Source organism: Phenylobacterium sp. LjRoot225, assembly GCF_964252855.1.
GTDB lineage: Bacteria > Pseudomonadota > Alphaproteobacteria > Caulobacterales > Caulobacteraceae > Phenylobacterium.
In genome coordinates, this window is sequence record NZ_CAXUPL020000002.1 from 661,761 (window position 1) to 674,996 (window position 13,236).

Below are 13,236 nucleotides of genomic sequence, written 5' to 3' on the forward strand. Positions count from 1 at the left end.
CGCTGCGGCTACTTCTTGACGAACTCCACCTCGAACATGAGATCGACGTCGTCGCTGGCCCAGGGCCGCCCGCCCGTCACGTTGAACTCGGAGCGCTTGATCCGGCCGACGCCGGAAAAGCCCATCCTAATGCCCGCGCCGAGCAGCCCCGGGCCGGCGCCGTTGAACACCACCTTAAGGGTCACCGGCTTGGTCACGCCGTGCAGGGTCAGATCCCCGGTCAGCTCGCCCTGCCCGTCGCCGGTCGACTTGAGCTCGGTGGAGACGAACTGGATCACCGGATACTTGTCGGGCTCGAAATAGCCCGCGACCGTCCTGTCGAAGCTGTTCTCCGTCGTGTCGATCGACTTCGGATCGACGGTGATCGTCGCCTTGGTGGTCTGCCAGCTGGCGGGATCGTAGACGAAGCTGCCGGACAGGCCGGTGAAGCGCATGGTGTAGTGCGAAAAGCCCATGTGCCCGACGCGGACGATCAGGCTCGCGTGCCGCTTGTCGAGTTCGTACTGACCGGCCGGGGTCTTGGCGGGATCCGTCGTCTCGGGGTTGGCCGGCGCCGCCGGGGCCAGGGTCAGGCAGAGGACCACGCCCAACAGCATCGCCTTGGTCTTCATCTCAACTCCTCCTCACCGACGAGCGCGGGCGCAGGGCTTGGGACGTCGCTTCCACGAGCGGGCGGCCGCGCGTCGATCGCAGACGCGCGACGGCCGATCATCACGAAGAGCCCCCCCTCCTGACCGAGGCTCGCCATCCAGCCGAGCTGGGCCAGCCAGGCCTCGGGGGCCCAGGCGTCGCCGCAGGGCTCGAACAGGTCCTCGCTCGGGTCGTCCAGCAGGGCGCTTGGGAAGGCGCGCACATAGTCCACGTCGTGCTCGGCGAACCATCTCAGCACCTCGCCATGGGTGTGCCGGTGCTCCTCGGGATGCATGTACTGGTCGCGCAGCCAGGCCTGGCGGCGCTCGGGCTCGCCGCCGCGTTCCCGCAGGACCGGATCGAACGGAATCCAGCGGTAGCCGCTGAGCCGGGCGACGGCGCGGCGCAGGCGCAGGGGAATGCGGGCCACGGCGTTGTAGAGGCCCACCACCACCATCCCGCCGGGACGGGCCAGTTCGACGATCTGCCCGAAGGCGCGCCGTGGATCGGGCGTGTGGTGCAGGACGCCGGAGCAGACCACCACGTCGAATGCGGCCTTGCGAAGACCCGGCTGGTGCAGGTCGGTCTCGACGAAGCGCACCTGTTCCAGCCCGAACCGCCGCGCCGCCGCCGCGCCCAGGCGAAGCGAGGCCATGGTGAGATCCGCGCCGATGACCATGCGGTCGGCCTTGGCCAGATAGAGGCTCATCTGGCCCGTGCCGCAGCCCACCTCGACGATGCGCGCGTCGCCGGCGATGGCGTGGTCCAGCCGGCGCGCAAAGGAGCTGCGGTCGCCGCGCGCACGCAGCCAGGCCAGGCTGCTGTTCGGCGGGTAGCCCGGGAACGGCGCCTGCTCATAGAAGGCGCGCACGGCCTCGATCCGCGCCGCCGCCGGCAGCCGCAGCCGGATCACCCCCGCCTCCTCGGCATAGGTCCGCCCGCAGGCGTGGCAGACCGGGCCTGGCGCAAGCTCGCCGCGGCAGGCGGGGCAGGCCAGCAGGTCCCATGCGATGGACATCAGAAGATCGGATAGATGAAGGGAGCGAGCGCCTCGACCGTGACCGCCAGGACCAGCAGCGCGCCGGTCAGGCACAGGAAGAGGGCCAGCGGAATGAGCCAACGCTTGTGACCGCGGTCGCGCCACAGCCCCTGCGTCAGCTCGTTGGCTGCGCCCGCAATGCTGCCCAGGACGATCATCTGCCGATGCATGCGCCGGCGCTTCGGGATCATGCGAACATCTCCTGAGGTTCAACGTGGGAGAGGGCCGGTTTCAGCATCCGCGCGCGGCCGGCGACGAGGACGTCGATCCCTGAGCGGCGGAAGGTCGAATAGCCCTCCGCGACCCGGTTCACGATAGGCTCGCCCGCGAGGTTGAACGAGGTGTTGAGCAGCACTGGCAGACCGCTGCGGCGGCCATAGGCGGCGAGCAGCTCGTACAGCCTGGGCTCCATGCTCCGCTCGAGGGTCTGCACTCGGGCGGTGCCGTCCACATGGGTCACCGCGGCCAACCGGTCGCGATGCTCGGGCCGCACCTTGAAGACGCCGGACATGTAGCGTCCCAGCCGCGCGCCGCCGGGCGGCAGTTCGAAATAGCGGTCGGCGGCTTCGATCGGCACGACCGGGGCGAACGGCCGGAACTCCTCGCGGTATTTGATGTCCTTGTTCAGCCGGTCGCGCATCGCCGCGTCGTGCGGCGCGGCCAGGATGCTGCGATGGCCAAGCGCACGGGGCCCAAGCTCCAGCGCCCCGTCCATCCAGCCGACGATGCGACCGCTCGCCAGGTCATCGGCGGTCTGTTCGATGAGGTCGCGCTCGGCGTGCAGCGCCGTCTCCAACCTGTCCTCGCGGCCGAGACGAAGGAGCTCGTCGGCGTCGACCGAGGGTCCCCAGAACGGATGGTCGGGAACCTCCCGGTCCGGATTGCCGAAATACAGGCGGTCGGCGTAGAGCGCCGCGCCCATGGCGCAGCCGGCGTCTCCCGGCGCCGACGGCGGCATCACCCGCTCGAAGCCGGATTCCGCCAGGATGCGGGCGTTGGCGACTCCGTTCAGGGCGACGCCGCCGCCCAGGCAGAGGTCGGGCAGCCCCGTCTCCTTGCGCAGCGAGGTCGTCAGGTCGACCAGCACCTCCTCCAGCACCAGTTGCACGCTGGCGGCGATGTCGGCGAAGCGACGCCCCTCGTCGGTCTCCAGATCGATCGGCTCGTAGCCAGTGCGGGCCGGACCGAAGAGTTCGAGGAACTTGCGCGAATAGGCGCTCTCGACACGAGCCTGGAAGTCGAAATAGGCGAGGTCGAGGACGAAGGCGCCGTCGGCGGTGCGCCGGATCAGCCGGCGGACCTCGTCCGCGTAGCGCGGCCGGCCGTAGGCGGCCAGGCCCATGACCTTGTACTCGCCCTCGTTGACCGCGAAGCCCAGGTAGGCCGTGAAGGTCGAATAGAGCAGCCCCAGCGAGTGCGGGAAGTGGATCTCCCGCAGCAGCTCCATCCGCGCAGTCCCGCCCCGGCGCTCGCCGCGGCCGATGCTGAGCGTCGCCCACTCGCCGACTCCGTCGGCGGTGAGAATGGCGGCCGCGTCGGTCGGCGCGGTGAGAAAGGCCGCCGCGGCGTGCGACTGATGGTGCTCGGTGAACAGCACCGTGCGGCCGGGGACGGCCAGCTGGCCGCAGATCGTCCCGCGCACCCAGGCCTTCTCCCCGAGCATGTTGCGCATGGCGTGGGAGAAGGCTCTTCGCCCGTGGGGAAAGACGCGAAGCGCCGTGGTCAGGATGCGCTCGAACTTCAGCAGCGGCCGCTCGTAGAAGACGACCGCATCGAGGTCGTCCGGCTCGAGGCCCGCGTGCTCCAGGCACCAGTCGATCGCCTCCAGCGGGAAGGCCGCATCGTTCTTGCGCCGCGAGAGACGCTCCTGCTGCACCGAGGCGACCGGCAGGCCGTCCACCACCAGGGCGGCGGCGGAGTCGTGGTAGTAGGCCGAAATCCCGAGGATGTTCATCTCAGTACTGGCTCGTCAGTCTGCGTGCGCGGTCGTCCGCCACGGCGCGCCAGCCTTCCGGCTCGGAGCGCGCCGCGCGGCGGGCGAGCAGCGCGAAGGGGGGAAGAAGGACGAAATATTGGACGCTCAGCATGACGGCGCCGAACAGAGCGCCGATCCCGCCGGCGAGCCGGAGGTAGAGCCGCCAGAGCCGGCTGCGCCTGGCTCGCCAGAGGATCTGGGCGTGACGTCGGGGCTCCAGCCGGATGAGCTGCTGATGGGTGTAGCGCATGTGGAAACTCTCATCGCGGAGGATCATCTGGAACACCGCGCGGGTGTCGGGATCCCGCTCCAGGACCTTGGCGTAGCTGGCGAAATCCCTGGCCGCGGCCTTTTCGGAGAGGTGCAGGAAGGCCAGCAGCTTCTCCTCCTGCTGCTCGTCGATCCGGACGTCGTCCAGCCCCCGCTCGCCGGGCGCCAGCCACGGCGGCGCAGTCATCGCCGTCTGAGCCTGGCCGCTCCGCAACAGGTCCAGGCCGCGGCGCCGGAACAGGGCGGCGTGGTGCGCCTCGTCGCTGGCGTGGCGCAGGAACAGCTTGCGCAAGATGGGATCGCGTGTGACCTCGGCTGCGCGCACCAGGTCATGGCCGCCATCCGCCTCCACCTCGGCGAAGCGAAGGAGAAGCTTCGCCCGGCGATAGGTGCTGGACCACACTAGGCGCTGCAGGAAGGCGATCATCCGGCCGCCCGCCGCGCGTGAGAGCCGATGAGGCCTCCGGTGGGCGGTGAACGTTCCGGCATGACGACCCTGGCCACCATTCGCCTCCCGCAAGGGGGCAACCCAAGGCCTTGCGGCCTCGGGCTGCGACGGTGAGGCGACGCCGAACACACATCGAGGGACGGGAGCGCGGCTCGGATCGTTCACCGATCGGTCTATTCCCCGGCCGCGGCGAAAGGTTCACGCCGGCGAGCCGGCGTCAGAAGAAAACCGCCAGGCCGACCGCGACCTTGTCGTCGGCGTCTCCGCCGGGCGCGTAGGCCGGCGCAAGCCGTGTCCAGGAGAGGCTCAGCTCCGCCGCGCCGATGTCGAGCGCGGTGCCGGCCCTGAAGTCGTAACGCACCTTGCGCGCCTGGGGGCGCTTGCGCCCTCCGACCGGCGCGTGGACGCCCACATGGCCGAACAACCTCACCGCGGGCGTCGGCCGGAATCCGCCCGCCAGGTCTGCGTAGAGGGTGCGCACGCCCGACTGGTAGTAGTCCGGCGCATAGTAGAGGTGGGCGTTCAGGTGGTCGCCGACGAGGCCGACGTACAGCTCGCCGTAGTCCACGGTTCGCTTGCGGCTCCCGTAGCTGGTCAGGTCGTAGCGGATCGCGCCGAGATCGACGGCGGGCCCGCGGCCGCGACGGGCGACATAGCCGGCATAGGTCAGGTTGGCCACCACCTCCGCCCCTTGGCCGCGTGGCTGGGCGGCGATCAGCTGCGTCCCGGCGTAGAGGCCGCTCGGGTGGTCATAGGAGAGGCTGAGGCTGGCCGCCGGGCGGGCGTCGCTCAAGGAGACGCCGCGGTAGCGGTAGTCCGAGACCGCGGCGAGGCTCAGGCCCACCTGGCCGTAGGCCGGCCCGGCGAGGCCCATGGCGATCGCCGCCGCGACGGCCCAGCACGCCGGGGCCGCCAGACCGCGCCCCCTAGCGGCGGCGCGGCGCGGCGTCAGCAACACGGCCGCAGCCGCAGGCGCAGGGCCCGAACGCGCGGAGCAGGGACGCGCAGGGGTCGATGGCGCGCGGGCCGCCACTATCCGAGGTGAGCGCCAGCGAGGCGCGCGAGACCCGGCCGCCCTGGCGCAGAAGCGCGACGAGGCCGCTCACGTGCGCAGCAGCGTAGGAGCTGCCGTCCACCAGGCCCCACCGCCCTCCCGGCTCAGGCACGGGAATGTCACTCCCGGGCGCCAGGAAGACCGACGCCGGGGCCGGCCCCGCGTCGGCGACGGCGATCACGCCCGGATGCGAGGCCGGAAAGCCGCCTGCCGGCAGCGCCCGGTCATAGGCCCCGACGACCGCCGCCCCGCGCGCGCCGGCCACGTCGATCAGCTTGCCGAGCAGCAGGGTCGGCGGTCCGCTGAGGCTCAGGTTGATCACCTGCGCCTTGTGATCGATGGCGAACACCAGCGCCTTGGCGAGGCTCAGGCTGTCGCAGAGCGCGACGGCGGGGTCGTCGGCGCTCTGCCAGCAGGCCCTGAGCGCCATCAGCCGCGCGCCCGGCGCGACGCCCACGATGCCCAGGCCATTGTCCGCCCGGGCGGCGATCACGCCCGCCACGCCGGTGCCGTGGCGCTCGCCCAACGCGGGACGGTCGGGAACGAAGTCCCGCGCCAGCGCGATCTGACCCCGCAGGTCAGGATGCGAGACGTCCACCTGGCTGTCGATCTCCGCCACGCGCACGTTCCGGCCGGTGGCGATCTCGTGCAGCTCTCCCAGCCGCCACAGCCGCGCCGCCGGCTGGACGGCGAACAGAGGGTCGTTGTGGGCCGCCGCGCGGCCGCGATAGAGGTTCATGGGCTCGGCCCAGGCGACGTTCCGCTCGCCGGAAAGCTCTCTCGCCACCTCGTCGGCCGAGCGTCCTGGCGGGGCGCGCATGACGTAGCAGTCAAGACCGAGGACCGGCATCGGCCAGTCCGTCACCAGCGTCAGCCCGCGCGCCTGGGCGATCTCGCGGGCGAGGCGCCGTCGCGCCGCGCGCCCCTGCTTGTCGCTGTAACCCGCCTGATAGTCCGAGCCGGCGCGGAAGTGCGGCGGCGGCGCGCGGAAAAGCACTAGCACCTCGGCCGGCTGCGACGCCGCGGCCTCGTTCGGCGCCGTCGCGGCCGGCGCAGCGACGACCAGGCCCACGGCCGCCGCCCAGGCGGCGAGCGTGCGCCGGAGCCAGGACGGCGGGCGTCTCACCGCCGCCCGGTCCCGGCGTCGATCGGCTCGGCGAGCACCACCTCCGGCTGCCGGCGCAGGGCGGCGAGCGCGGCGTCCCGCTCGGCCGGGGGGGCGCGCAGCACATAGGCGCCGCCCGCCGTGGGTCCGTCCACCAGCCGAAGATGCGCCTCGACGAGAATGCGCCTGAGGTCCGCCTCCCGCGCCTCCGGGCGGAACACCACCATCAGCGAACCGGCCTCCCCGGCGGGGCGAGCGCCGAGGGTCTGGTAGCGCGGCGCCTCCAGACTCCGGAAGGTCATGACGGCCAGCAGGGCCGCCAGGCAAAGGCTGGCGGCCAGCGCGCTCCAGGTCGCGGCCCGCCCCAAACGTCCCGACGTCGGGCGGCGGGACGCGGTCCGGTCTGCGACCATCCGGTCGCGGAGCCTCGTCCAGCCGTCATCGGCGTCGACCGGCAGATCGGCGACCTCGCTGGCGAGCGCCTGTTCGAGCTCGAGCTCCGCCGCGCATTCGGCGCAAGCGGCGAGATGCGCCTCCACCCGCGCATGGTCGTCTGGGTCGAGCCGGCCTTTGACGTACCAGGGCAGCAGGAGCTGCGTCTCGTGGTGCGCGTCGCCACGGAAGGAGATGATGCGGCCCACGGCTTACACGCTCACAGCCAGTCGGCGAGCGGGCGCGCCAAGCTCGCCTTCATGCGGCGGCGCGCGTGGAACATGCGCGTCTTCACCGTATCGACGGGGCAACCCATGATGTCGGCGATCTCGCGGTATCCCATCTCGTGGAAATAACAGAGTTCAACCACGGTCTTCTGCTCCAATGAGAGTTCGGCCATGGCCTGAAGCAGCGCCTCGCGCGCCTGACGGCGGCCGAACTCCGCCTCGGGACCTGGCTCGCCGGTCGGCCGGTCGGCCGCTTCGGCGTCGTCCACCGGTTCGTCGCACCGCTTCAGCACCTTGAGCGCCTTGCGGTAGGCGATGGCGAAGATCCACGTCGAGACCTTGCTGGCGCCGTTGTAGGCGTCCGGCCGATCCCACACCCGCAGCAGGGTGTCATCGAGCACCTCCTCGATCAGATGCGGCCGGCGCAGAAGGCCCGAGAGGAAGCGGGTCAGCCGCGGTTGGTAGAGCCGGTAGAGCTCCTCGAACGCGCGCGGTTCCCCCTCGGCGATCCGCGCGATCAGGCGCGCGTCGCGGCGGGCGGCGGTCTCAGCGGCCGGGCCGCCGTCGACGTGCGTGGTGCGGGGCCTGCTCAGCATCGGGTTCGAACGTCCTGCTCGTTAATGCCAGAGCCGATCGAAGAGGTTCAACGCCACGCCAAAAAGCTTTGAACCGCCGAGCTCCGGCCAGGCATTAACCCGTGGTCAGAGGGCGCGTTGGCGCGCGCCTGCGGCAGGAGCTGCCCATGTTCCGCCCAGCGTGGGACGCGCCTTCATCCAGAACGACGGACGGCGCCGCGGGGTCGCGGATCCGCCGGGTGCTGCTCGAGGGACTGACCATCATCCTGGCGGCGGCGCTGCTCGGCTGGGCGGCGATGGCCGACCGCGCCTGGATCGACCGCCACTTCCTGCCGGAATTCCGGACCGACCGCAGCCTGCCGCTCACCGTGGTCGCCTGGGGCAGAATCCTGGCGACCTGCCTGGCCCTAACGCTTGTTGTGATTGTCCGGCCGCAGCTCGGCAGGCTGGGAGAGCGCCGGACCCTCGCCTCGCTTCTCGCCGCCGCGGCGCCCACCGCGCTCGCCGTCGTCCTGGCGGTCGGCGCCGCCGAGCTGATCCTCCGGGTCGCAGAGCACGCGACAGATCCCCCGAAAACGCTGCACAGAGAGTCGCTGCAGCGCAGCGACGCCGAGATCGGCTGGACGTCCCGCCCCAACCGCACGGGTTATGACCAAGCGGCCGGACGGCGCATCCTATACGCCTTCGACGCCCATGGCCTTCGCGTCGGCGCACCGGGCCAGGTCGTCGACCTGACCCGCCCCAGCGTCGTCTTCGCCGGCGAGTCGATCATGCTGGGCGACGGTCTACCCTGGGAGGAAACTGCGCCGGCCCAGGTCCAGGCCATGACAGGACTGCAGGCGGTCGATCTCGCCTACAACGGCTACGCTGTGGACCAGGCCTACATGCGGCTGCGGCGGGACATCGGCGCCGTCGCCCATCCCGCAGCCATCGTCACCCTGTTCCTCCCGTCCGCCTTCTTCCGCATGCTGGAACGCGACCGCCCACACCTGGACGCCGACCTGCGCTGGAGGCCCGCCGCCGGCGAGTGGCGGCTGGCCCGCGCCTTCCGCCGTCTCGCGCCCTATCGCTCCGCCGCCGAGATCGAACAGGGCGTGCGGGCCGCGAGAGCCGCGCTGCGGGCCACGGCCGCGCTCGCGCAGGAGCGGGAAGCGCAGTCGCTGATCATCGTCCCCATTCTCGAACCGGAGTCGCCGCAGGAGGCCGCTCTCCGCCGAAGGGTCCTGGACGAGGGCGGCATCGACTACATTCAAATCCCGATCCCGCCGAACGAGCGCTTGAAAGGGGACGCCCATCCGAACGCGCAAGGCGCCCGATCCATGGCGCGGGCGATAAGGGCCGCCCTGCGGCTCGAAAACGACGTCAGGGCGTCACCCCATATCGCTCGAAATTGGCTGCGATCTTCGGGTCGAGAGCCGCCGCCTGGGTAAGGTCGGCTTCGGCGCGAGCCACGTCACCGAGGCGCTTCTCGGCGAGGCCGCGGCCGAACAGGGCGCTGGCCATGGTGGGCCGGAGCCTCAGAGCCTCCTGGTAGTCGGCGACAGCCTCGACGGTGTCGCCGCGACGGAGCCGGACCAGGGCGCGGATGTCATGGGCCTCCGCCAGCTGCGGATTGCGCGCGATCGCCGCGCTGGCGTCGGCGAGGGCGGCGTCGAGGTCGCGGCCGGCCAGGGCGCGGACCCAGGCCCGTGCGGCGAGCGCCTCGGCCGAGGCAGGGGCTCGGCGGACCGCCTCGTTCGCATCGGCCAAGGCGCGGTCTGGATCGCCCGCGGCCAGGTAGGCGGCCGCGCGACGGATGCGGGCCGTCATATTCTCCGGATTCTGCGCGAGGAGCGCGGTGAGATCCTCGGCCGCCCCGACGTCGTCGCCCAGCTCCAGCCGCACCTGGGCGCGGTTGGCGAGCGCCAGGTCATAGCCGGGCCGAAGCGCCAAGGATTGATCGAAGTCGGCCTTGGCGGCCTCCAGTTCGCCTCGGCTGAGCTGCGCGTCTCCGCGGTTGTTGTAGGCGGCTGCGTCCCGAGGATCGCGCTCGATCGCCTCGCCATAGGTCCGAACCGCCGCCTCGTACTCGCCTTGCGCGGCTTGCAGATAGGCGATGTTGAAGTGCGGCCGAGCGTCGTTCGGCGCCGCCTGACGCGCGGCTTCGGCGTCGGCGGTCGCGCGGCCGAACTCGCCCTTGGCGGTCCAGACGGCGGCTCGGCCGAGCAGGGCCTCCGCCAGGTCCGGCTGCGCCTTGAGCGCCGCGTGATAGTCGGCGAGCGCCCGATCGAACTCGCGCCGCCCGGCGAACAGGGCGGCCCGATGCGTCAGCGACGGGGCGTAGCCGGGGTCGAGCTTGAGCGCGGCGGCGAAGTCCGCCAGCGCCCGGTCCTCGTCGCCGAGGCGCTGATGGGCTCGACCGCGATCGTCGAGAAGCTCGGGCGAGGGCTCGGCCAGCCCCACGGCCTGATCATAGTCGGACAGCGCAGCCGCCCCGTTCCCCCGGACGATCCGCGTCGCGGCCCGTCCGAGCCAGCCGTCCACAAAGGTGGGCTTCAGTTGGATCGCCGCCTGATAATCGGCTTCGGCTCCGGCGTAGTCCCCGTTGGCGAAGCGGACCCCGCCGCGACCGGCATAGGCCTCGGCGAGCGTGGGATCGAGTCGGATCGCCTCCTCATAGTCGGCGAGCGCCAGACCAAGGGCGTGCTGATCCTGGCGCCCGACGCCGCGGTTGAAATGCGCCACGGCCAGGTGGACCGGGATCTCGCGCTTGGAGAGGATGACCCCGGTGCATCCGTTGACCTGCCGGATCGGTCCCGCGCGGTCGTCGCCAAGACAGCTATGCCAGTCGACCAGCAGCTGGGCGCGCGCCGGCGCGGCCAGGGCGATGGTGGTGAGAAGGGCTGCGGCTAGAGCAGAAAGGTGCACGCATGATCTCCAACGCTTGGAGCCCCTCCCGCCGGAGAACACGATAGCGCGGCATGTGGGTGGGAGCGAAGACGGATCTGCGTGAAGACGCGTCAAGCGCGAGGCGGCCCGAACGGGTGAGTTTCGCTCAGGCCTCGGAGATATGACGCCACGCATCAGGCTGCGAGCCGTCCGTGTCCGTGAAACCGTAGCAGCGGGCCAATTCGGACGCTGTGAGCGACGCCTGGTTCCAGCGGCTTCGTGCGGGATCGGACGCCAAGGCGGCGACCGCCCGGCCGACGTAGCGAGGGGACTCAGAGGCGGCGAACCCGGGCGGCGCCTGGGGCCTGCCGGGCCCCCGATCCGTCAGCGCGTCGCGCCAGTCGGCTTCCGTAACCGCGAAGTTGTCGAGCATCATCTCCGACCGCAGCCAGCCAGGGGTGATGGCGAGCGCCGTGCACCCGCAAGGCGCAAGCTCATGGCCCTGCGAGAAAGCCAGCCGGTTCACCGCCACCTTGACCAGGTCGTAGAAGACCGAAATCCGGTAGTGGGTCGCGTTGTACGAGGCTGTGCCGTCGGTCACCTCGACGAGAAGGCCGCCCGGTTGCGACACCAGAAGCGGCAAGAGGTGGTGCGACGTGATCAGGTGCGTCTCGAGGCCCAGTCGCAGGATGCGCAGGCCCTTCTGCAGGTCGTGCTCCCAGATCGGCTTGTTCCATTGCGAGGGTCCGCCTTTCAGCACTTCCGCGCCCCAGATGTCGTTCACCAGGACATCGATACGGCCGTGGTCCTGGCGGATCTCGTCAGCCAGGCGCTCCACCTGTGCAGGATCCAGGTGGTCGACCACCTTGGGCACGCCCAGGCCGCCCAGACGTGTCACGAGTTCCGCCGTCTCCTCGATGGTTTCTGGCCGATCGTAGTCGGACCTGGAGGAAGCGCCGGGCCTGCGCGTGCTGCGTCCGGTGCAGATCACCGTGGCGCCGGCTTCGCCGAGCGCCGCTGCGATTCCCCGGCCAGCGCCTCGGGTGGCGCCCGCCACCACAGCCACCCGCCCGCGCAAAGATGGCTCTCCGCCTTCGTCGGTCATGTCGGCCTCACCGCGTGACAACTCTGGATACCTAAAACGAAACCGGCCCCGAATTGGTCGCTGCGAACGTCAACTCCGCGTTGGGCGTGACGTCAGGCGCCCGACGCTTCGCTCCCGGCGCGCGCCTCGGCCTCGTCGACCGCGCGCCGCATCGGCTTCAGAGCGCTGGCGAAGGCCAGTATGGCGAGCGGCATGACGACAAGGGCGTTCAGGGCGATCGCCCACCCGACCTTGGCGTCGTCCTTGAACAAATAGGTGGTGAACCCGCCGACGATCACCGGGCCGAGGCCCGTCCCAAGGAGCGAGGTGACGAAGAGCAGGCAGGCCGAGACCTGGCCGCGATAGTTGTTCGGCGTGACCAGCTGCAGCGCCGCAGGCCCGACGCCTGCGTACCCCGACGTGATGTTGACCAGGATCATGAAGACAATGAACCGCTCCAGCGAGGTGCTGGTCATCGCCAGCAGCAGGAACACCGCGTGAAAGACGGCGGTCACCATGAAGTAGCGCAGGTGAGCATCGCGCATGCCGCGCGCGAACAGGCGGTCGGTCACAAAACCCGCCAAGAGGCCGCCCGTGATGCCGCCGATAACGGTGATCGGGGCCAGGATGTTGACCACCTGAGTGATTTCGATGTCGAAATTGCGCAGCAGGAAGGTCGGCGACCAAACCTGAAACCCATATCCGGAAGCCGCCAGCATGGCGAAGCCCAGGAAGTGGCCGGTATAGAACCGCCAGTGTTGGCGCATGAATCCGACCGTGTCGCCGATCGAGCTCGAAGCCTGCTCGACGCGCCCGCGCCTGGGAGGATCGGCCATGGTCCAGATCAGGAAGGCGATCAGCAGGCCAGGCAGTCCTGCCGCCAGAAACACCGCGCGCCAGGCGCTCAGGTGGCCCAGCACCGGCACGACGACGCCCTCTTTCGGAAAGGCGTCGATCAGGTACCCGCCGAGCACAAGCGAGACGCCGATCCCGAGATAGGACCCCGCCCCGAATACAGACATGGCCAACGACAGACGGTGCCTGGGGAAGGTGTCGCTGATGATTGAATACCCCGCGGGATTAAGCGCCGCCTCGCCGGCGCCGACCCCAAAGCGCGCCAGGATCAGCTGAAAGAAGTTGCCGGCGAGTCCGCACGCCGCCGTGGCCATGGACCAGAAGGTCACGCCTGCGAAGATGACCGCGCGCCGCGAGAACCGATCGATGATCCAGCCGAACAGCAGCCCGAACGTCACATAGAAGGCCGAGAAGACCACGCCCTGCAGCAGGCCCATATGGAAATCCGTGAGCCCTAGATCGCGACGCATGTCGGGGATCAGCAGCGCCATGATCTGCCTGTCGAGCAGCGACAGGCATGACAGCAGCGTCAGCACCCCCACCGACCACCACGCCCGCCCGGACGAGGGATAGGCCGGCTCCCGCCCAGCTTCGCCGCCGGTCTTCCCTCGCCTCGCGGCTGCAGTCTCACTCATCATGACGCGTTCCTCATTGTTCTTGTCGTCTTTGACTTG

13 protein-coding genes are annotated in these 13,236 nt (G+C 70.4%); 1 reads left to right on the top strand and 12 read right to left on the bottom strand.

The annotated features are described in order from the left end of the window. Positions 1-8: 8 nt before the first annotated feature. The 9 genes from ACSQ2B_RS13380 to ACSQ2B_RS13420 all read right to left on the bottom strand — a co-directional run bounded on the left by ACSQ2B_RS13380 (position 9) and on the right by ACSQ2B_RS13420 (position 7,776). Complete coding sequence (locus ACSQ2B_RS13380) at positions 9-611, bottom strand: YceI family protein (RefSeq protein ID WP_436050497.1); 603 nt, start codon at positions 609-611, stop codon at positions 9-11. Further along, entirely contained in the window at positions 608-1,648 is a 1,041-nt protein-coding gene (locus ACSQ2B_RS13385; protein WP_436050498.1) for a methyltransferase domain-containing protein, read from the bottom strand. The genes ACSQ2B_RS13380 and ACSQ2B_RS13385 overlap by 4 nt, the downstream gene beginning before the upstream one ends. Further along, entirely contained in the window at positions 1,648-1,860 is a 213-nt protein-coding gene (locus tag ACSQ2B_RS13390; protein ID WP_436050499.1) for a DUF5989 family protein, read from the bottom strand. Before ACSQ2B_RS13390 ends, ACSQ2B_RS13385 begins: the two co-directional genes overlap by 1 nt. After that, a complete protein-coding gene (locus ACSQ2B_RS13395; protein ID WP_436050501.1) occupies positions 1,857-3,623 on the bottom strand; it encodes a carbamoyltransferase family protein in 1,767 nt (588 codons plus the stop codon). Before ACSQ2B_RS13395 ends, ACSQ2B_RS13390 begins: the two co-directional genes overlap by 4 nt. Before the next feature lies 1 nt (position 3,624). Beyond that, positions 3,625-4,341, bottom strand: coding sequence for a ferritin-like domain-containing protein (locus ACSQ2B_RS13400; RefSeq protein WP_436050502.1), 717 nt, complete (start codon positions 4,339-4,341; stop codon positions 3,625-3,627). Positions 4,342-4,579: 238 nt separating this feature from the next. Next, on the bottom strand, positions 4,580-5,320 hold the full coding sequence (locus ACSQ2B_RS13405; RefSeq protein ID WP_436050504.1) for a TorF family putative porin: 741 nt from the start codon (positions 5,318-5,320) through the stop codon (positions 4,580-4,582). Beyond that, the gene (locus ACSQ2B_RS13410; protein WP_436050506.1) at positions 5,289-6,542 is read right to left on the bottom strand and encodes a S8 family peptidase; all 1,254 of its coding nucleotides are present in this window, start codon (positions 6,540-6,542) and stop codon (positions 5,289-5,291) included. The genes ACSQ2B_RS13405 and ACSQ2B_RS13410 overlap by 32 nt, the downstream gene beginning before the upstream one ends. Beyond that, entirely contained in the window at positions 6,539-7,162 is a 624-nt protein-coding gene (locus tag ACSQ2B_RS13415) for a zf-HC2 domain-containing protein (protein WP_436050507.1), read from the bottom strand. Before ACSQ2B_RS13415 ends, ACSQ2B_RS13410 begins: the two co-directional genes overlap by 4 nt. An 11-nt stretch (positions 7,163-7,173) precedes the next feature. Further along, complete coding sequence (locus ACSQ2B_RS13420; RefSeq protein ID WP_436050509.1) at positions 7,174-7,776, bottom strand: RNA polymerase sigma factor; 603 nt, start codon at positions 7,774-7,776, stop codon at positions 7,174-7,176. Between the two features lie 146 nt (positions 7,777-7,922). Between ACSQ2B_RS13420 and ACSQ2B_RS13425 the strand changes: the two genes are divergently transcribed. Then, the gene (locus tag ACSQ2B_RS13425) at positions 7,923-9,185 is read left to right on the top strand and encodes a hypothetical protein (RefSeq protein WP_436050511.1); all 1,263 of its coding nucleotides are present in this window, start codon (positions 7,923-7,925) and stop codon (positions 9,183-9,185) included. Here the strand turns inward: ACSQ2B_RS13425 and ACSQ2B_RS13430 are convergent. From ACSQ2B_RS13430 to ACSQ2B_RS13440, 3 genes are all read right to left on the bottom strand, one after another. Continuing rightward, positions 9,118-10,662, bottom strand: a complete 1,545-nt coding sequence (locus ACSQ2B_RS13430) for a tetratricopeptide repeat protein (protein WP_436050513.1) — start codon at positions 10,660-10,662, stop codon at positions 9,118-9,120. The two genes, ACSQ2B_RS13425 and ACSQ2B_RS13430, sit on opposite strands and share 68 nt — an antisense overlap. A gap of 127 nt (positions 10,663-10,789) precedes the next feature. Continuing rightward, on the bottom strand, positions 10,790-11,728 hold the full coding sequence (locus tag ACSQ2B_RS13435) for an SDR family oxidoreductase (RefSeq protein WP_436050515.1): 939 nt from the start codon (positions 11,726-11,728) through the stop codon (positions 10,790-10,792). Positions 11,729-11,820: 92 nt separating this feature from the next. Then, positions 11,821-13,200, bottom strand: coding sequence for an MFS transporter (locus tag ACSQ2B_RS13440; RefSeq protein ID WP_436050517.1), 1,380 nt, complete (start codon positions 13,198-13,200; stop codon positions 11,821-11,823). Between the last annotated feature and the right edge of the window lie 36 nt (positions 13,201-13,236).

Coding starts and splice junctions, on each gene's coding strand:
- ACSQ2B_RS13435 (WP_436050515.1), bottom strand. CDS start 11,728: ATGACCGACGAAGGCGGAGAGCCATCTTTGCGCGGGCGGGTGGCTGTG.
- ACSQ2B_RS13440 (WP_436050517.1), bottom strand. CDS start 13,200: ATGATGAGTGAGACTGCAGCCGCGAGGCGAGGGAAGACCGGCGGCGAA.
- ACSQ2B_RS13420 (WP_436050509.1), bottom strand. CDS start 7,776: ATGCTGAGCAGGCCCCGCACCACGCACGTCGACGGCGGCCCGGCCGCT.
- ACSQ2B_RS13385 (WP_436050498.1), bottom strand. CDS start 1,648: ATGTCCATCGCATGGGACCTGCTGGCCTGCCCCGCCTGCCGCGGCGAG.
- ACSQ2B_RS13380 (WP_436050497.1), bottom strand. CDS start 611: ATGAAGACCAAGGCGATGCTGTTGGGCGTGGTCCTCTGCCTGACCCTG.
- ACSQ2B_RS13425 (WP_436050511.1), top strand. CDS start 7,923: ATGTTCCGCCCAGCGTGGGACGCGCCTTCATCCAGAACGACGGACGGC.
- ACSQ2B_RS13400 (WP_436050502.1), bottom strand. CDS start 4,341: ATGATCGCCTTCCTGCAGCGCCTAGTGTGGTCCAGCACCTATCGCCGG.
- ACSQ2B_RS13395 (WP_436050501.1), bottom strand. CDS start 3,623: ATGAACATCCTCGGGATTTCGGCCTACTACCACGACTCCGCCGCCGCC.
- ACSQ2B_RS13390 (WP_436050499.1), bottom strand. CDS start 1,860: ATGATCCCGAAGCGCCGGCGCATGCATCGGCAGATGATCGTCCTGGGC.